Consider the following 18,974-nt stretch of genomic DNA (forward strand, 5'->3'; position numbering starts at 1 on the left):
ATTTTTAAAAAATTTCAAAAGAATCCCGGTCATCTAAAAACTGAAATCGCCCGCGGTATTTCTTAAGTTCATCTGAATTAAATTCTGCGGAAACAAAATGGTTTTCGGTTTCAGAAATAATGCTTCCATCCGCAAAAAAACAGTAAGAACTTTCCGGATAATTCAGATTATTTCCGTCTGTTCCGATTCTGTTTAAGCCAAATACATAACTTTGATTTTCTATGGCGCGGGCTTTCAGCAGCGTAGTCCATGCATCAATTCGGGTTTCCGGCCAGTTTGCGACGTAAATCACCGCGTCATAATCATCATTGTTTCTTGAAAACACCGGAAAGCGAAGATCATAACAAACCTGCAGCAGAATTCTCCAGCCTTTGTACTCCACAATTACCCTTTCTTTTCCTTTTGAATAAGAATGATCTTCGCCGGAATAGGTAAAAAGATGTCTTTTGTCGTAGAATTGATAATTTCCGTCGGGCTTTACGAAATAGAAACGGTTTACAAAACTGCCGTTATGAGAAACAGACGCGCTTCCGCACACCGCTGAATTTCTTTTTGCGGCAAAATTTTTCATCCACTTCAGGGTTTCTTCATTACGGTCAGCAATTTCTGCGGCGTTCATATAAAAACCGGTAGAAAACATTTCCGGCAACACCACTAGGTCTGCAGATATGTCCTGAAACTGTTGCTCGATGCTGTGAAAATTTCGCTCTTTGTCTTTCCAGGTGATATCGAAATTTAAGCCGCTGATTTTTAAATTAGTTCTCATAAAAACATTATAAAAATGTGGTTAATATATAGATGGCAGAATAAAGTATGTGATACTGGACTTTTTCTTTGGTCTCATTTTTGATTATTCAAAATTATAACATTAAAACTATAAATTATAACATTATGAAAAAGTTACTATTAGTATGCTCCATGTTCTTTTTAGGACAAACAGCATTCGCACAGGCCTGGAACGGCAAAGGAGACCAAAAACTTCAGGTAGGTTTTAACGGATGGGGTTATGGAAATGGTATTACCGCAACTTACGATTATGGATTAGGAAACATCGTGTCACTTGGTGCCGGTGCTAACTTCTATTTCGATGGTTACAAAGACGACAACGAAGATAACAACGTATTTGTGTTTGGTAGATTAGGCTTTCATTTACAGGAGCCATTGGGATTACCTGAAAAATGGGACATTTATCCAGGTGTTAATTTAGGTCTTTTAGGCAAAGATTTCGGATTCGGTGCACATTTAGGGGTAAGATATTTCTTCAACAACAATGTAGGTATTTATGGTGAATTTGGTAATAATGGTAGCTTAGGGGTATCGTTCAATTTCTAAAAACACTAAGTCATTAAATAAAAGGAGGTTCTCGTAATAGAGAGCCTTTTTTATTTGGCATGCTTTTGATAATTCGTATCTTCGCAAATCTTAAAAAATTTAATTAGAATCAATGACATTAATACAGTTATTTCAGTTCATACTCAGTATTTCTATTTTAGTGATATTGCACGAATTAGGACATTTTATCCCCGCAAAATATTTTAAAACAAAAGTTGAAAAATTTTATCTCTTTTTTGATCCCTGGTTTTCACTGGCAAAAATAAATTTCCGAGGTACCGAATACGGAATCGGATGGCTTCCATTTGGCGGTTATGTGAAAATTGCCGGAATGGTGGATGAAAGCATGGATACAGAGCAACTGAAAAAACCGGCCGAACCCTGGGAATTCCGGAGTAAACCCGCATGGCAGCGCCTGATTATTATGATGGGTGGTGTAACGGTTAACTTCTTTTTAGCCTGGCTCATTTATTCGAGCCTTAGTTACTTTAAAGGCGAAACCTATCACGACAATTCAAAATTCGAGAACGGAATTGCGGTATCTGATGCCGGTAAAAAAATGGGTCTGGAAACTGGAGATAAAATTCTAAAAATCGACGGAAAGCTTGCCGAGCGTATGGAAACTTCAACCGTTAACATGCTTTTCGCAGATGAGGTAACGGTGGAAAGAAACGGTAAAGAAGTTACATTCCCTATCAACGAGCAAGGTGTAGCTGATGTGTTGAAACAAAATGAGGCAAAAGCTTACTTCAGCCCACGTTTTCCTGTGGTTATCGACAGTCTTCTGCCAAATGGTCCTGCGAAAGCTGCCGGCTTGCAGAAAGGTGATAAAATTGTAGCTGTAAACGGAAATCCTGTAAAGTATTTCGATGAGTTGGGAACTGAGCTCGCAAAATACAAAAACACCAATGTAAAGCTGGATGTTGAAAGAAAATCTGCCCTACAGCAAATCGATATTAAAGTTGATCCGCAAGGAAAATTAGGATTTTCCACAGACATCAATGTAGCACAGGCCGAACTTGAAAAAGCCAAAATCACCAAAAAATATTCTTTCTTAGAAGCTATCCCAAGAGGTTTTACAAGAACCATCGACGTTTTGACGATGCAGATTAAGCAGTTTAAAATTGTTTTCAATACCACTACAGAAGGTTATAAGAAAGTTTCGGGACCTATCGGAATCATCAAACAAATGCCAGAAACGATTAACTGGGAGTTTTTCTGGAGCTTCACTGCAATGTTCTCGGTATGGTTAGCATTCCTGAATTTAATCCCGATTCCTGGGTTAGACGGGGGTCATGTCGTGTTTACCCTGTGGGAAATGATCACCGGAAAGCCTGTTCCGCAGAAAGTTTTAGAAAATGCCCAAATGATTGGTGTAATTTTCTTACTTGGGCTAATGGTGTTAATCTTTGGAAACGACATAGTTAAGTGGATTACAGGAAAATTTTAGTAAAAACTTTGCAAAAATATTTTGCAAGAATTAAAAAAGTTTTTATATTTGCACACGCTTAAAGCAAAAGGATACACTCCTCTTTAGCTCAGTTGGTTAGAGCATCTGACTGTTAATCAGAGGGTCGCTGGTTCGAGCCCAGCAAGAGGAGCAAACCATCACAGAAATGTGATGGTTTTTTTGTTTTTAATGTAGTGTTCATAGGCTCAAGCGAGTATTTCTCCTACTTTTCCCGACTCTTACTATTTTCTAAAATTAAGTATTTAATCTGTTTTTTAGGTTACCCTCCAGGTTACCCATTTTAAAATTCAGGTTACCCACTTTTAAAATCTACATTAAATGAAATTATCTATTCTATTCCTACTTAGGAGAAATAAAATTAACGCACGAAATGAATGCCCTATTGAATGTAGAATAACATTAGATAGGGAAAGAAAACCATTCTCAACAGGATTATTTATAAATCCTAAGCATTGGGACAGCAAAAGGCAGTTAGCAAAGCCACCCAATGATGAAAATAACCTTATCAACACAAAACTCAGCCTGATTAAGAATAAAATTAATCAGGCTTTTTTGTGCCTAGAGGTGAAGCAGGAGCCTTTTGGTGTAATAGATATTTACAGGGAATACAAAGGTGAAACTATTGCTAAAGAATATGGCTTAGTAGAGTTTTATACTCTGTATCTGGAAAAGCAGAAAAAATTGGTAGGTATTGAACTAAAGCAGTCCACCTATGACAAGTTCTACTACATTAAAAAGGATGTGGAATCTTTTATAAAATTCCAGTTCAAAAAATCTGATGTACAGCTAAAAGAGCTGGACTTTGGGTTTATTCAGGAATTTGAGTACTACCTGATGACAGAGAAATTTCATCAGCAAATAACAATCAACAAGGCTATACAGAGGCTGAAGAAGGTGCTGAATAAGGCTGTAATTGGTAGGTATTTGGACAGAAATCCTTTTGAAGAACATAAGCCTAAAAAGGTTGTCTCAAAGATTGTGTTCCTAACCCAGGAAGAACTGAAAATCTTTAGCAATAAAGAATTTGCTTCACCTACCTTGAATAGGGTTAGAGATTGTTATTTATTCTGCTGCTATACAGGTCTAGCGTACAAAGAAATGTTTGAACTTAGAAAACAGGATATCATTATTAAACCTGACGGAACTGCTTGGATTTATAAGAAAAGAGAAAAAACAGGCAAAGATTTTAGCGTTCCTTTAGTGCTTCCAAAGGCTTTAGAAATTATGGAGAAATATAAGTCTGAATCAGATTATATCCTTCCAAGAATTTCAAACCAGTCTTTCAACAGGATTTTGAAGGAAATTGCTGGAATTCTTGAAATTCCCAAAAACTTAACTCATCATACTGCTAGGAAGACTTTTGCATCTACAGTGTTACTAAATAATGATATTCCTATTGAAGTGGTTTCCAAGTTATTGGGACATTCCAAAATCTCTGTTACACAAGAATACTATGCTGATGTAATGCCTGAGAAATTGAGTGAGAAACTAAAAGGATTACTAAAAAAACTCTAATAGAAAGATTTATAGGTTTTGTTTCCATATATGGCATATTGCACATGGCAGTATTGAAGTATCTTTTACAGAATTTAATACTGCTTTATATGCCTGTAAATGATCATTTTGATGGGTTTCCCATTGACTACTTTAAACTTGAACCAGTTGACTTCATTGAGCCTTTAGGTTTAGAAAATGCTGAACTTGCAAATGCTTATACTGAAAGGGAACTCACTTTAAAAACCAAGGACATTCTTACACTGGATGAAAATGGTTATATCAGAGATTCTTTAGAGCAACATTTAAACCTCGACGAAAAAAATACCACAGTGGTAAACTGTGCTGTTGGACAGGGTAAAACATCATCTCTGTTAAGAATTATTAAGGATTATTCTGAACAACATGACGATGTTTATTTTGTATTTGCTGTTCCTTTCGTAAGTCTCATTTCACAGTATGAAAGAGATCTTATAAGACTGGGAGTTGATGAAAGCGAAATATTTAACTACGAAAAGATTGGAAAGAGTGTAGAAGATGGTGGACTAGAATATATGAATCTTAGAAAGAGATTTCACATCGTGACCATTAATACCTTATTAGGAAATCCCGGTGAAACTGCTCCCCTACAATCTGAAGCAAAACACAACTATATTAAAGATTTTTCAACATTACTGGAAAGAAATAATAAGAAAACAATATTTATTTATGATGAGATACATGATGGGATAAAAAATTTCAGCAAGATTGGTGAAGCTCATTTATGGTATTTTGCCCGCTCTATTAAAAAGAATGTGATATTAAGTGCAACTTATAATGTTCAGTCTATTGAGGTTATTAAAATGTTAATAAAACTCACGGACAACAAGTTACAGATTCTTGAATCAGAGAGAAGAGTCTGCAGGCAACAAAGCCAGCTGTATCTCCATTTTGATACGATTTATGGTTCTACAAATCTTGGCTCAATAACAGAGGTTGTAAGAAGACTGGTAGGAGAGGGTAAAAACATTGACATTCTCTCCTACAGTAAAAAACTGTGTAAGAAAATTCAGGAAAACGGTAATCGATTAGGTAATATTTTAAGAGAAAGATTTGGTGATCTTAGAGACTGTACATCCAATCTTGAAGCCAACCAGGTTACTGATGATGAAGATATAAATGTCAATAGGTACGATAATGAATTCTGTAATATTGGAACAAACTTTAAATCAGGGGTTAGCATTGAAAAAGAAGACCATGCTTTTATTATCATTCTTCCTACAGACTCTGGTACGCCATATGGTGCACTGAATGGAATCTTTTCTGATGGAGTAAATTCAGTAATTCAGGCTGTTGCAAGGCAGAGAAATCCTGGAGAAATCCATATTTTCCTTAGACCACCTCTTTGGATGAATGCTGATTCCTTTATTAGTATGACCGAAGAGCAGAAAACAGTTTTAAATAGTACGATAGAGGGAGTAGGTAAGAACCCTGCTACAATTGTAGTAAGGAATAATATCACTATTCCAAGAGTTCGGTATATCCCCTTTTCTCAACACATCACTCTGGTAAGAGAGAAGTGGAGCACTCAAATTAGAAGACTGCTTATTCCATACAGTTACAACATGAATCTGGAACTTCCTGCATTGGATAACTACATCATGACTGAATCTGAGAAAATTCTTACCCTTCAGCAGTTTTTAGGAAAAAACATTGCCAGCTTTGTTACCTACAGTGCTTTTACAAATCAGTTCTATAATGCAAGGTTAGCCGGATTTAATATTCCTTTTGGTATTACTGAGACAGGAATAGATGATGAAGAATTACAAAGTTTTTTAGAAGACAAGCTGAGCCTCCTCTTAACAGATGAGTCATGGTATGATTCATCTATTAAAGATAAATATTCAAGAATGAAAAATCTGGTAATGCAAAATCTTTCAGCTTCTGTAAATGATTATCAGAAGGCTGCTATTAAATACAAAATTATTGAATTCTTACTCTCAAGATATGACAATAGATTTAGTGAAACCGTAAAACCTTCTCTAAAATATTTGAATTTACAGTACAGTAATGGTCATGGCGACAGTCAAATTAAAGAAAAATTAAACTACTTCATAAGGAAAGTATTTAATTCCATCCAAACATCAGAAGGAGGAGATATTCAATATTTCAAACCATACCGCGCTTTAAACCTATTTGAAGAGGAAAAAGAAGAACTATTCCAGTTCATAGCAGATATAAAACAGCAAAATCCTGCTTTGAAGCTAAACTTAATGAACTTCTTTAGAAATACAACCCAAGATAACATTGGTAAGAGGTTTTATGAATACATCAGGGATGCTGGTTTTGAAACAGAGGAATACCAACCTCGAATTAATGGCAGACCACAATATTTTAAAAAGATCGTCCAATCATTTTTGATGGCAGATTTGTAACGGACTATATATAGTACGATACAAAATAGCCTTCAGCACTCTTTATTAGGAGTGCTTTTTTTATACCCTAACCCCAAACAAATTATTATGAATCTAAGAAAATCAGAAAGAAAACAAGCCAGGATAAAAATGGCGCTGCAAGGTCCTTCAGGATCTGGAAAGACAATGAGTTCTCTGCTAATGTCTAAAGGGCTATCAGGTGGAGATTTATCTAAAGTAGCCATTATAGATACAGAAAATGGCAGTGCAGATCTGTATGCACATCTTGGACCGTACAATGTGATCTCTCTTACACCACCATTTACACCAGAAAACTACATTAAAGCTTTGGATATCTGCGAGAATGCAGGTATGGAAGTAATTATTATTGACTCTATCTCACATGAGTGGGATGAACTGTTGGATTTCCACTCCAAGTTAGCAGGAAACAGCTTTACCAATTGGGCTAAAGTTACCCCAAGACAGAAAGCTTTTGTTGATAGAATTCTGCATTGTAAGAGCCATGTCATTGCCACCATGAGAACCAAACAGGACTATGTCTTGAATCAGAAAGATGGTAAGATGATACCTGAAAAAGTAGGTCTTAAGTCTGTTCAGAGAGATGGTATGGACTATGAGTTCACCCTGGTTTTTGATGTGGATATAAAACATTTTGCTACTGCATCTAAAGATAGAACTGGTCTCTTTATGGGTAAGCCAGAATTTGTAATCACTGAGAAAACTGGTAGGGAGATTTTAGACTGGTGTATGGAGGGAAAACCTATTGACTCTCCTAGAACTAAGGATGGTATTCCAAGGATCAGTGCGGAGGAAGCTTTTAGAGATATTCCAGATGAAAAGATTGAAAGACAGTTTACTACAAATCTTAATGTATCAGAGAAAGTAGTGTATGAATCAATTCAGGCATGCAGAAGTATTCAGGAATTACTTTCCATTTATAAGCAGTTTCCTGAGTATCAGGAAAGCCTGAGAGTTGATTATGAGGCTAAAAAGTCTCTGTTAATGAATAATAACCCCAATACACATTTACAAAATGGAAGATCAAAAATCCAATAATATTAATACTTTAGGAGAGTCAGGGACTTCTGAAATTAAATCTTTCCCAAGGTTAAGATCAGTGCGGGATATCTTGCTTGAGGATAAAGATGATGACTCTATAATCATTTCTAGCAGAGATGATCATTATCCGGAAAAAGCTGTAATTACTAAAGATATGATACCTCTTTCTTTTAACAGAGAGAAGGAGGTTGAATTCACCAGCTCTGATAAAGCATCATCTAATGACATCCCTTTTATTGTAGCCAACACAGTGGATGTTACTTTACCTCATCTGCAGAATGACTGCATTATTCCAGTATTTAGTAAGGACAATGAAAAGACCATAGCACATCAGGAGTTTATTGAAACTGTTATGAATGCTATAAGTAAGGAATTTCCTTATCAGAGTATTTCAATGCCAGAGATTAGGGTTTCCCATCAGATCAAAGGCAGAACACCAGATGCAATTCATTTGAATGTGAAGGATTTACTTGAACACCAGAAAACCATCTATTATGAGAGAATGGCATTTCTGATCAAGATCCCAAGCATAACCAGTAGCATCAATGGAAATGAACTCTCTTTGTGTTTAGGAGGGGTAAGAAGTTATAACCAACAGAATCTTTACAGCACTAAATCCTTAGAAAAGTTTAAATTTTTCATAGGATTTCAAAACAAGGTCTGTATGAATCTCTGTGTATGGAGTGATGGCTATGTAGAAGACTTAAGAGCTTCCAACACCTTTGAAATTCAGAATAAAGTAATGCAGGTAATGCAGAACTACAATGCTGAATTACATTTAAGAGAGATGAAGGAATTAACTTATGATCACCTTACAGAACATCAGTTTGCACAGCTCATTGGTAAGTCCAGGTTATACCAGTATTTACCTAAGGCTGATAAGAAGAAAATCCCTGAACTCATGTTTACAGACAGCCATATCAATACTATGGCTAAAGACTACTATGAGGATCAAAACTTCTGCAGGAGTTCTGACGGCAGCATAAACCTGTGGGATGTGTTTAACCTCTTTACGCAGGCTAATAAATCATCCTATATTGATACTTTTCTGGACAGGAATCTGAATGCCTTTGACTTTAGCAGAGGTCTTCAGAAAACTCTCAATGGTAATGTAGATTATCATTGGTTTTTGAGTTAAATATCCCCCTTTATAGGGGGATTTTAATTTATTGAAATTTTAGAGGGGAAGTTTCTTTTTCTAAATTCTGATAAATCTTTATAATCGGATAAGTTTAATTTTAAGATTTCTTTTTCCATTTCGTTAAAAATTGGAGAGGTAGTGTTTTTTAATTCTTTAGCCATATTAAGTTTAGCTGATAAAACACAATAATTCATTTTTGTTTTTTTAGCTAGCGTTATTGCTTCTTTGTAAAGATTTAATCCTTCTTCTATATTATTAATTTTAATTAGATAAAGGGCATTAGTAGCGATTGCAGTGATTTTTGATTCAATATTAATAGAATCTACACTTTCTTTGAGAGTATGATTTAATTGTGCTAAATATTTTTCAGCTTCGGAAATCCTATTCAAATTTAATAAAGAGTATACTAGATTATTGGTTAATGTTGGATCTGATGGATTAATTCTTAAAGCCAATAAGCAGACTTCTACTGCGGTATCATAGTCTCCAAAAACAGTACAGAGAATATATGATGAAAAAACTGCAGGGTCAGCTGAGTATGGTACATCTAAAAACCACTGAAGTGCATTATCTAAAGATTTATCCCACTCCCCTTCATCTCTATATTTAAGTGCCAGAGCCTCAAAATTATTTTTAACGTTATAACTATTGCTATTTACGACAGAACTCAATCTTTTATCTTGATTTAGCACAAATTGAAATTGAGCTAGGCTATTATCATTAGGCAACTTTAGGGAGTCATTAAATAGACTTCTTGCTTTTTTAAAAGTCCCGTTACTTAGCTCCAACGTCCCTAAAGAACTATTAAGTTCAGTTAAATCAAAATTTGTAAATTTATTTGATTCTCTCTGTTTAAAAGCATTCTTTATAAAAGGAGAATATTTTTCCAAATATGAGGAGACAGCAATGTGGGCAGAAGTGATCCATGGGTCTACAGCCACTTGAGAACTTTTTCTAAGATAATATATAGCCATTTCCGGTTTTTCATTTTCAATAAACAACCTTGTTGCACATCTCAACACATATCTATTGTTTGGAGCTAGATGTAATGCATTGATAATGCATTTCTCAGATTTAATTTTATTTCCTTCTATTGAATATAACCGTGAAAGCTCTACCCAATTAATAGGATTTCTGGGATCGTTTTTCACTAATTCTTTATAAAAACTAATTTGACGCCTTGCAGTATTTTCAATCAAAAATCTAATTTTAGAGATTAAATCATTCTTTTTACCTTCAAAGATGATTTGTGTGTCATGCACTATCTCTCTGCTTTTTGAATTAATTCTGCTACTGAGTTGATGAAGTAATTTTGGGGGTTTTGAGGAAAAGGTTATAAATTCAGATGCTTCTATAATTACACTGTCGAGTTTTTTATTTGAGATGAAATAAGCATTGAGTAAATCTGCTGCTACTCCAATGGTTTTATTGTTTTTCCAATCTAATTTTAAGGCTTCTAAGTCAAATATTAGATCTGGCTTATAGCTAAATTTTGATAACTCTCCCAAATCAGAGGTAATCTTAAAACTCCGCCAGTTAGGGATGACATCCCTATTTTCTTTTTCGTGAGGTAGATTCATTATTTAACTTTATAAAGTAATTGTTTATGCAATAAATCTAATTTAGATATGGTTCTTTGAAAATCTAATTGATGTACTCCTTTAGGACCTTTATAGCCTCTAAGACTTGGATTTGGATGGCAACAGTATTCTACTATTTTTGGTAATTCCTCTCTGAGTTTATCGTCTTCAATTGAACTCTTAAATTCGATAATAGCTTTTTGAAAAGAATCTAGCAAATATGGTAAAACTGTGGTGTAATCTCCTCCCCATTTTCCAGGCCAAAATTCTTTTGAAGTATTTTGGAGCAATAATGTTGTCATATTTAAACCTGAAAAATAGAATGTTATCATACTTCCAAATAAATAAAAATCTGTTGATTTGACCCTCAAATTCCAATCAGTATGAGTAAATCCATAGTAATATTCTGGTGGTGAATAATTTGGGTCACCAACAAACCCTCCAAAATCATGTGGAGCGGATATCTCTTGACATAATGATCTTCCTAAATCACCAATTTTAGAAACTTTTTTATCATCAAATAATAAAATATTAGAAGGCTTTATATCTTGATGACCAATCTTAACACCATGAAGTTGCTTTAATCCTACACATATGTCATGAAGTGATTTTAATTTCCAGCAAAGATCAACATTTGATGAAAAATCTATAACTGTCCTAATATCTCCATCTGCCATATGGAATACTAAATACGGAACTTTATTAATTACTCCAAAATCGTCTAATTCTACTTCTCCTTCGTCAATAATCATAGAAATCTTAGAAAGGGAATTTTTTCTACACCTATGTAAAAGATCTCTTTCGTATGTATAGGCATCTGTCATTTTTTTCATTGTATCTACAACATTTCCTTTCCCAGAAAAAAAAGCATTAAAGTCGATTGCCTTAAGAAATGCAATTCCATCCTCATCTTCCACTACATAAGCTGCACTGAAGCATCCGCCGGTATTTTTTTTCTCTGGCAAAATTCTTTTTATCACTTTCCACTTATTATTGATGGTTATCCCTTCTAAAGATTCAGCGGCTGATTTTGTTGTATACATGTTGATATTTATAAAATGGATTAATATACGGTATTTGGCTTCCTAAGTTAAAGTTTTTTCAACACCTCCACAATATTCCCCGCATTATAACAATCCTCAACATTCTGTTTTTCAAACACCATGAAATATTTATAATTATTTCCTGATACTTCTGCCCATTTTTTACCTAACCTGTTCTTTTCTCTGGTATCATCATTAACTAGATAATCTCCTTTAGTTTCCACTAAAACTATATTTCCTTTTTTAGTGTAGATTATAAAATCTGGATAATGATTATTACTATATCCATTTATAAAAAATCCTTTTCCTCTACTCATGTTCCTGTGCCAGAAAACCACATTGTCAAAAGAGGCTAATTCTAAGATCATTTTCTGTTCAAAAGAGTTCATATTATCTTCCTGCTGATACAATGATTTTGAAATAGCAGGAGAAGGGTTTAAAGGAACAATAGAATCTAAAAATGTAAAATTAGGTTTAACTATAATTTCATTTGAATCCAGCATTTGAATAAACTTTTCCTTTGCATAAGAATCTGTTAATCCATTAATTTTCTCTTTTATTTTGTAGATATATCTGTATTCATTATGGATAATATCTATAATTTGTTCAGAGTTTAGATTTTCAAAAATTCTTGCAACATATTTTTTAAGTGTCTGATCTGATAGAGGTGTCATATCACCTAATTTAGACACTATCATTGCAGAAACCTGTCTAATCTGACTATCCTTTGGTTTAGCTAAAATAGATTCTGTAAGAATATCTACTGCTTTTTTAGATAGTTTATTCATGGTAGATGTGCCCTTATTTTCATCAAAATCTACCTTGTATACTTCAGAACTAAGGTCATCAAAATTTATGTTGGGATCACAGTTCAGTAGATTAAAACCATCTAACAGTTTGTTTTTGTGAAGTAATGATTCCTCTTCTTTTAGTTCTTCAAATAAAATTCCATCACTTAATTCATCATTTGTCTTGATAAAAAACTGTGGTAATTTAATCTCAGAAGCTAGGACTTTAAACTGATCATCTATTGTAAATCTTTTAGGGCTTTTATTCATTACTTCTGTTAGTAGAGTTGTATTAATGTCTATCTCAATGTTTTCCAGATTTTTTTCAAATGCAGTTCCTTCTAATGTGGCTTTTTCAGTAAGTTGGTTTAATGCTGTATGCTGAGTATTATTCTTAAAATCATCTAATGTTACAATTTCATTCGGATTAAAATCAACTTTTTCTACATCAAACTGTTCATCTGATTTTGTAGTTTCATATTCAGATTTTTCATCATTAAATCCGAATAATTCTTCCTGTAAAATTTCTTCCCTTGTTTGTGGTATTTCTTCTGCATCTTTAGCATAATAATCTTCCCTACTAAATCCTGCATCCTGTAAGCCTTTAACAATGTTATTTAAAGTTTCATTGAATCTGGAAGAAGCAGTAAGCACAAAAGACATGTTTAGGAGAGGTTCCTGGTGTTTTGTTACATAAGGCTGTCTTAGAACTCTTCCTAGGATCTGTTCTACTTCTACAGCAGAGGATTTATCAGCTAAAGAAGCCAGGATATATGCATTAGGGCAATCCCATCCTTCCTTTAGGGCATTAACAGTGATGATATACTTCACAGGGCAGTTTCTGTCCATGAGATTTACACCTTTTAGCTCATCTATGCCACTGACTTTAATTTTTATCTGTTCTTCAGGGATTTGAAGTTTAATCAGTTGTTCTTTTATTTTCTGGAATGTGGTATTATCTTTCCCTTTTATATTTGACTGTGCTTGAAATAAAACAATAGGTCTGATGTATTTTCCAGTTATTTTTTCTTCTTCCTTAGCATGGAGTTCCAGCTTTCTTTGCAGTTGTAAAGCACTGGAAATAACCTCTTCCTTTCTGTGGTGGTTAAATACCACTACAGGAAGTTTAACCATGTGCTCTTTCTTCAATTTTAATGCACTTACAAAACTGATGATATTGCTGTTTTCCTTTGGGGTTGCTGTAAGATCCAAAACCATGCTTGGATTAAGATTCTTCAACATCTCAACACTTAAATCACTTTCTGCATTATGACTTTCATCTACCACTACAATAGGGTTCAAATTCCGGATAATATTGATTAATGCAGTTTCATCAGTCCCCTCAATGTTCAAATCCTTGTCTACCCAATCTCTGAAGGGTTCTAATGCTCCATTTTCTTGAAATATTTTTCTGTCCTCCTTTTTGGCTTTATCTATTCTTAAACTACTGAAATTCAGAATGAATATATTAAGCTGTTCTGTAGCAGAGCTGGGATTAAAATTAGCTCCTTGAAGTAACTGTTCTTTCTGGTAAACTTCTACCTTATTCCTAAACAAAGCATTTAATTTTTCTCTGTATGGATGGTTTGGATTTGAGAAGGCATTATAGGTTTGTTGCAATAAATTAGACCAAGGAACTAGCCATACCACAGCTTTTGGATTCCCTTGGTTAAAGTACTTGTTAATGGAATGAAGGGCATTAATTGCAATGAAAGTTTTTCCACCTGCAGTAGGAACTTTTACTGCTATATGAACAGCTCCTGGTATGTTGTTTTTATAAGGTTTCATTCCACTGTCAGTAAGCGGATTATATTCACCTTTTTTGTCTTTCCAGAAGGTGTTGAAAGCCTTCGAGGAATTAGGGTAGTTATTTAGATAATCCAGAAAAGTCTCCAGATCATTAATGACATCTTGCTGATAGGATTTCAGTTCCATAATTAAAATCTGGTTATATCTCTAGGTATCTTCTTAAAAATAATATCGTACTTCTGCATTAACTCTTTATTTAAAAGACAGTTATCCGCATAGATAATATATTGGCTGGCTTTAGTTTTTAGGGTCCTTAGGAAGCTTTCATCCAAAGTAGTGATTTTGCTTTTGTTGTAATAAAAGTAATAAGCAGTTTGGTCTTTCTTACCTAATAGATATTTTTCTTCCTGAGGAGTATAGGATAACTTTGTTTCTGAGTACCATACATACTCTCCAATTTTCTCTACACCTATCTCTTCATTCAGCATATCATTATTGAGGAATATAGGTCTATCCAGTTTATAATATGAAAAACTACCTCCAGTACCTTCTACAGATTTATTATCTGAACCATAACCTTTAATCACTCTTTTTACTCTTTCAGCAGTAATATCTTCTGCGTAATCTTCCATTTCTATGAGGATAAATTTTCTGTTCCCATTATCCTCTTTATTAAGGTTTAAAACTGCATGCGCTGTAGTTCCTGAACCTGCAAACGAATCTAAAATAATATCTCCATCTTTTGAAGCAATCTTTAAAATTCTATCAACCAATCCAACAGTTTTAGGTGTTGCAAAAAAGTCGTTAGATTCATCTAAAATCTTTTTAAGTGACTGCTTTGCTTCTTGAGTATGACCAACTTCATCATGTTTCCAAATTGTCTGGGCTACTATCCCATCTTTAACATCCTTGAGGAATCTTTTTCTCCTTGGCTTAGCTGTACCATTTGGGCCAAAATAAACTTCATTGTTTGCAATTAGGGTTAGCATTTCTTTTTCAGGATGTCTCCAACTTGTGCCAGGTTTTGGAGTGAAGCTCGCTCCACTTGGAGAAATTATTGTATAAATACTGTTATCACGATGTTCCATTCTTAGTAGATCAGTTGAAGTCCAATCACCTCTAAAATCGTTATCAGGATTTTTATATCTGTCATTTTGTTTATTACTCCGTGGGAGATTATTTAATCTGAAATTTTGAATATTTTTTGAATAGTTTAAAATATATTCATGCTCAGAAGAGTAGAATTTAGCATCATTTTTAGATGCAAAAGTTCTCTGCCAGACTATATTTCCAACCAAATTACTTTCTCCAAATATTTCGTCACAAATAAGTTTTAAGTTAGCCTGTTCATTATCATCTATAGAGATAAAGATTGCCCCATCATCTGCCAATAACTTATGTAGAAGTTTTAGTCTTGGGTACATCATGCAAAGCCATTTATCATGTCTGGATAAATCCTCACTTTCTTTACCTACAACTTGCCCTAACCATTTTTTAATTTTAGGATCATTTACATTGTCATTATATACCCAACCTTCATTTCCTGTATTATATGGGGGATCTATGTAGATGCATTTTATTTTTCCTTCATATTCAGGTAGCAGAGATTTCAGGGCTTCCAGATTGTCTCCATGTATAATTTTATTCTCAGAAACTCCATCTGGAGTCTGTTCACCATTTGAAAAAGTATATTGTTTTTCCAGAATCCTGAAAGGAACATCCTGGTGGTGATTGATAACCTTGTCCTTACCAATCCAGTGTAATGTGGGCATTCAATTTGAGTTTTAACAAAAATATACATTAATAATTTAAAAATTATTACATTTATTAAAAAAACATGTGCTACCGATTCAATACCAATTTTACCATTAAACAGGCAGAAGAATATTATTCAGCTCATGAACTTGAACATGAATTTCATTTGTTGGATGAGCTAAATGGATTTAATTATCCAGAAACTGCTGTTATACTAGATACTGCTCCTACAGAGATTGTAGTGGGAAAATGGGGGTTAATTCCATCCTGGGGAAAGCCAGACTTTCTTAAAAAAGCCAACACTTTAAATGCTAAAATTGAAACGATAGAACAGTTAGCTTCCTATAAAAACTCTGCTAAAAACAGATGTCTTATTCCTGCTCATTCCTTTTATGAGTGGCAATGGCTAGACCCAAAAGGTAAGGAGAAGAAGAAATTTGAAATTGGAATTAAAGATCATCAGATATTTTCACTTGCAGGTATTTATAGTCTATGGACTAATCCAGAAACTGGAAAGCAACTCAGAACTTATTCTATTGTTACTACTGATGCCAATGAACTGATGAGTGTAATTCATAATAATAAAAAAAGAATGCCTGTCTGCCTGCATAAGGATGTACACGAAAGGTGGTTGGAGGGAAGACCTTTCAGTGAGTTTGCATTTCCAAATTATGAGGCTGAATTAGTTGCTTCAGAAGTGGGTGGAGGAATAGCTGATTTATTGTTTCCGGAAGTTAATTCAAAATAAAGGCGATGGAAGATTCATTTAAAAGCTATTGGTTTTGTGAAAACTTTTATGTTCATTTTACACATACTATTGAAACAGAAGCAGATGATGTAGAAGTGATGTTTAATGAAGGAATGGACCTATTAAGGGATTGTACCAATTCTAAAGGGATTGAATTTGAAGGTTACCTTGTGGCAAAAATGGATGATGGGAAGTTCAAGGTTCATGAATTTGACGAGGAATTTCTTGAAGATAATTCTAGAAGGAATCTATTCAATTATCTTTCTGCAAAACAGGATGCTGAAGTATTTGAAAAGCTGAGTTATATCTGGCATATCTGCAGAGGACATGACTTAACACCAGAAATGTTAGATCAAGAAATTGAAAAACTTCATGAACAGGGAATTTTCATTTAAAACAAGCGAGTTGTTTTTAATAACTCATTACCCCAACTGCTTCCTTAAATTATCAATATCCTTTTGAAGGTTGTCCAGAACAACCTTTAGATTAGTGCTGTCCAGATTATTAAGAATAAACTCTTCTGTATTAATTGCACAGGCAAATTCCCATATTTCATAAATATCAGTGAGCAAAATCTCGTAGGGCTTGTAGAAGGTGTTATCTGCACTCATTAATATACCTGAAGAAGTTCTGTCAACAAATCTTTTGTAAGTGATCCCCTCACTTCTGGTAACCAAAATGTAAGTCCTGTTCTTAGTCATAAAATCAGGATGTTCTATAAATTTACCCACGATAAATGTTCCGTCATTATAAGGGGGCATGGAGTCTCCTGTAGCAGGAAAAGCTCTGAACCTGCCATTCCTTAAAAAGGGAAGAGATATAGTTTGTAATCCTTCAATAAACTCAGGATCTCCATATCCATTGAGGTAACCCATTGATGCCTTGTGGGGGACAATTTCTATTTTATTCTCCCCTGAACTGTCCACTGCTACAGGAATAACAATTTTATTATCTGGTAGATTCAGTATAGTTTCCAAAGGGTATTTCCTAATATCCACAGTTACCAGTAAATCAATACTTACATTAAAGTATTTTGAAATCCTGATAAGCATTTCTATTGGGGGAACTGCTGCTGCATCCTCATATTTGGAATATCTTCCTCTTGGAATAAGTAAGGCATCTGCAACTTTTTGCTGGGATAAATTTAACTGACCTCTTAAATACCTGATGTTATCTGATAAAACTGACATTGCGAATATATTTAGCAGCAAATATAAGAATTAAAATTATTTACTCGCTAATTTTGTTCCCATGAAACGAGCAATAGCACATATGGATTTAGATACATTTTTTGTTTCCTGTGAAAGAAACCTGAATTCTAAATTAGTAGGAAAACCTGTGATAATAGGTGGTGGTGAAAGGGGAGTGGTAGCATCATGCTCCTATGAAACAAGATATTTCGGGGTAAGATCTGCAATGCCTATCAAGATGGCGCTGAGGTTGTGTCCTGAAGCCAAAGTGATTAAAGGAGATATGGAATTTTATTCTAAAATGTCTCATACTGTAACAGAGATTATTCAGGAAAAAGTTCCCATGATGGAAAAAGCCAGCATAGATGAGTTCTACCTGGACTTATCCGGGATGGACCAGTTTTTTGGATGTTATAAATGGACCAGTGAAATAGCTGACTCTGTTACAAAGAATACTGGGCTTCCCATAAGTTTTGCCCTGTCTGTAAATAAAACTGTTTCTAAAATTGGTACAGGTGAAGCAAAGCCTGTGGGGAGATTAGAAATTAAAGACCAGAATGTACAACCATTTCTTAACCCTTTATCCATAAGGAAAATTCCAATGGTGGGTAATGTAACCTTTCAGTTATTATCCAGAGTAGGAATAAGAACCATCCAGACTTTAGCAGGAGTTCCTGTAGAAGTATTACAACAACTTATTGGGAAAAATGGAGGTGAACTTTGGAAGAAAGCCCATGGGATAGATGAGACTCCTGTAATTCCTTATTCTGAAAGAAAATCAATTTCTACAGAACATACTTTTACTACTGATACTATTGATATCCTTACGGTGAAAGGATTGATTGGAGGAATGGTAGAACAGCTTGCATTTCAGCTTAGAAAAGAAAAATGGCTTACCTCAACTGTAGTGCTGAAGATACGTTATGCCAATTTTGATACGGAAACCAAACAGTGTAAAGTAGCATATACCTCAGCAGATCATACCTTACAAAAGATTGCCTTGGAACTGTTCAATAAGCTGTATACCAGAAGAATGAGAATCAGACTTATTGGGATAAAATTTACAGGACTTGTACATGGAAATCACCAGATGAATCTGTTTGAAGATACAGAAGAACTCATTTCTCTTTACCAGACGATGGATAGGATAAAAATGAGGTTTGGGAAGAGCAGTGTTGGGAGAGCATCAGGATTTCTTTTAAACAATTGA

General features: G+C 34.4%; 15 protein-coding genes and 1 tRNA gene. 10 read left to right on the top strand and 6 right to left on the bottom strand.

All coding sequences use genetic code 11. The features are described 5' to 3' along the window. Window positions 1-4 precede the first annotated feature (4 nt). Complete coding sequence (locus tag V5N63_RS02970) at window positions 5-766, bottom strand: amidohydrolase (protein ID WP_332032767.1); 762 nt, start codon at window positions 764-766, stop codon at window positions 5-7. Window positions 767-891: 125 nt separating this feature from the next. On the opposite strand from V5N63_RS02970, the gene V5N63_RS02975 reads away from it, so the two are divergent. From V5N63_RS02975 to V5N63_RS03005, 7 genes are all read left to right on the top strand, one after another. Further along, window positions 892-1,332 carry a DUF6646 family protein gene (locus V5N63_RS02975; RefSeq protein ID WP_332020871.1) on the top strand — a complete coding sequence of 147 codons (441 nt, stop codon included), beginning with the start codon at window positions 892-894 and terminating at the stop codon, window positions 1,330-1,332. 112 nt (window positions 1,333-1,444) lie between these two features. Next, window positions 1,445-2,782 carry an RIP metalloprotease RseP gene (rseP, locus tag V5N63_RS02980; RefSeq protein ID WP_332032768.1) on the top strand — a complete coding sequence of 446 codons (1,338 nt, stop codon included), beginning with the start codon at window positions 1,445-1,447 and terminating at the stop codon, window positions 2,780-2,782. A 77-nt stretch (window positions 2,783-2,859) separates the two neighbouring features. After that, window positions 2,860-2,933 (top strand) — tRNA-Asn (locus V5N63_RS02985). A gap of 188 nt (window positions 2,934-3,121) precedes the next feature. Then, window positions 3,122-4,318: a site-specific integrase gene (locus V5N63_RS02990; protein ID WP_332032769.1), complete on the top strand. Its 1,197-nt coding sequence runs from the start codon at window positions 3,122-3,124 to the stop codon at window positions 4,316-4,318. Window positions 4,319-4,407: 89 nt separating this feature from the next. Next, window positions 4,408-6,711: a DEAD/DEAH box helicase family protein gene (locus V5N63_RS02995; RefSeq protein ID WP_332032770.1), complete on the top strand. Its 2,304-nt coding sequence runs from the start codon at window positions 4,408-4,410 to the stop codon at window positions 6,709-6,711. An 87-nt stretch (window positions 6,712-6,798) separates the two neighbouring features. Beyond that, entirely contained in the window at window positions 6,799-7,767 is a 969-nt protein-coding gene (locus V5N63_RS03000; protein ID WP_332032771.1) for an ATP-binding protein, read from the top strand. Next, window positions 7,745-8,908 carry a DUF3871 family protein gene (locus V5N63_RS03005; protein ID WP_332032772.1) on the top strand — a complete coding sequence of 388 codons (1,164 nt, stop codon included), beginning with the start codon at window positions 7,745-7,747 and terminating at the stop codon, window positions 8,906-8,908. Before V5N63_RS03000 ends, V5N63_RS03005 begins: the two co-directional genes overlap by 23 nt. 23 nt (window positions 8,909-8,931) lie before the next feature. Here V5N63_RS03005 and V5N63_RS03010 read toward each other — a convergent pair whose 3' ends face one another. The 4 genes from V5N63_RS03010 to V5N63_RS03025 are packed head-to-tail and all read right to left on the bottom strand — an operon-like array spanning window position 8,932 to window position 15,843. Continuing rightward, on the bottom strand, window positions 8,932-10,491 hold the full coding sequence (locus V5N63_RS03010; protein ID WP_332032773.1) for a tetratricopeptide repeat protein: 1,560 nt from the start codon (window positions 10,489-10,491) through the stop codon (window positions 8,932-8,934). Next, on the bottom strand, window positions 10,491-11,534 hold the full coding sequence (locus tag V5N63_RS03015) for a protein kinase domain-containing protein (protein WP_332032774.1): 1,044 nt from the start codon (window positions 11,532-11,534) through the stop codon (window positions 10,491-10,493). The genes V5N63_RS03010 and V5N63_RS03015 overlap by 1 nt, the downstream gene beginning before the upstream one ends. 47 nt (window positions 11,535-11,581) lie before the next feature. Beyond that, complete coding sequence (locus V5N63_RS03020; RefSeq protein WP_332032775.1) at window positions 11,582-14,257, bottom strand: DEAD/DEAH box helicase; 2,676 nt, start codon at window positions 14,255-14,257, stop codon at window positions 11,582-11,584. A gap of 2 nt (window positions 14,258-14,259) precedes the next feature. Next, the gene (locus V5N63_RS03025; protein WP_332032776.1) at window positions 14,260-15,843 is read right to left on the bottom strand and encodes a site-specific DNA-methyltransferase; all 1,584 of its coding nucleotides are present in this window, start codon (window positions 15,841-15,843) and stop codon (window positions 14,260-14,262) included. A 65-nt stretch (window positions 15,844-15,908) separates the two neighbouring features. Here V5N63_RS03025 and V5N63_RS03030 point away from each other — a divergent pair, with 65 nt between their 5' ends. After that, window positions 15,909-16,574, top strand: a complete 666-nt coding sequence (locus tag V5N63_RS03030) for an SOS response-associated peptidase (RefSeq protein WP_332032777.1) — start codon at window positions 15,909-15,911, stop codon at window positions 16,572-16,574. Window positions 16,575-16,579: 5 nt separating this feature from the next. Beyond that, window positions 16,580-16,969 (top strand): hypothetical protein, encoded by a 390-nt coding sequence (locus tag V5N63_RS03035; protein ID WP_332032778.1) that lies wholly within the window; start codon window positions 16,580-16,582, stop codon window positions 16,967-16,969. 27 nt (window positions 16,970-16,996) lie between these two features. Here the strand turns inward: V5N63_RS03035 and V5N63_RS03040 are convergent, their stop codons facing one another. Next, the gene (locus V5N63_RS03040; protein ID WP_332032779.1) at window positions 16,997-17,764 is read right to left on the bottom strand and encodes an XRE family transcriptional regulator; all 768 of its coding nucleotides are present in this window, start codon (window positions 17,762-17,764) and stop codon (window positions 16,997-16,999) included. A gap of 61 nt (window positions 17,765-17,825) precedes the next feature. Here V5N63_RS03040 and dinB point away from each other — a divergent pair, with 61 nt between their 5' ends. Next, window positions 17,826-18,974, top strand: coding sequence for a DNA polymerase IV (gene dinB, locus V5N63_RS03045; protein ID WP_332032780.1), 1,149 nt, complete (start codon window positions 17,826-17,828; stop codon window positions 18,972-18,974).

This window comes from Kaistella sp. (assembly GCF_032060305.1).
Lineage (GTDB): Bacteria > Bacteroidota > Bacteroidia > Flavobacteriales > Weeksellaceae > Kaistella > Kaistella yananensis.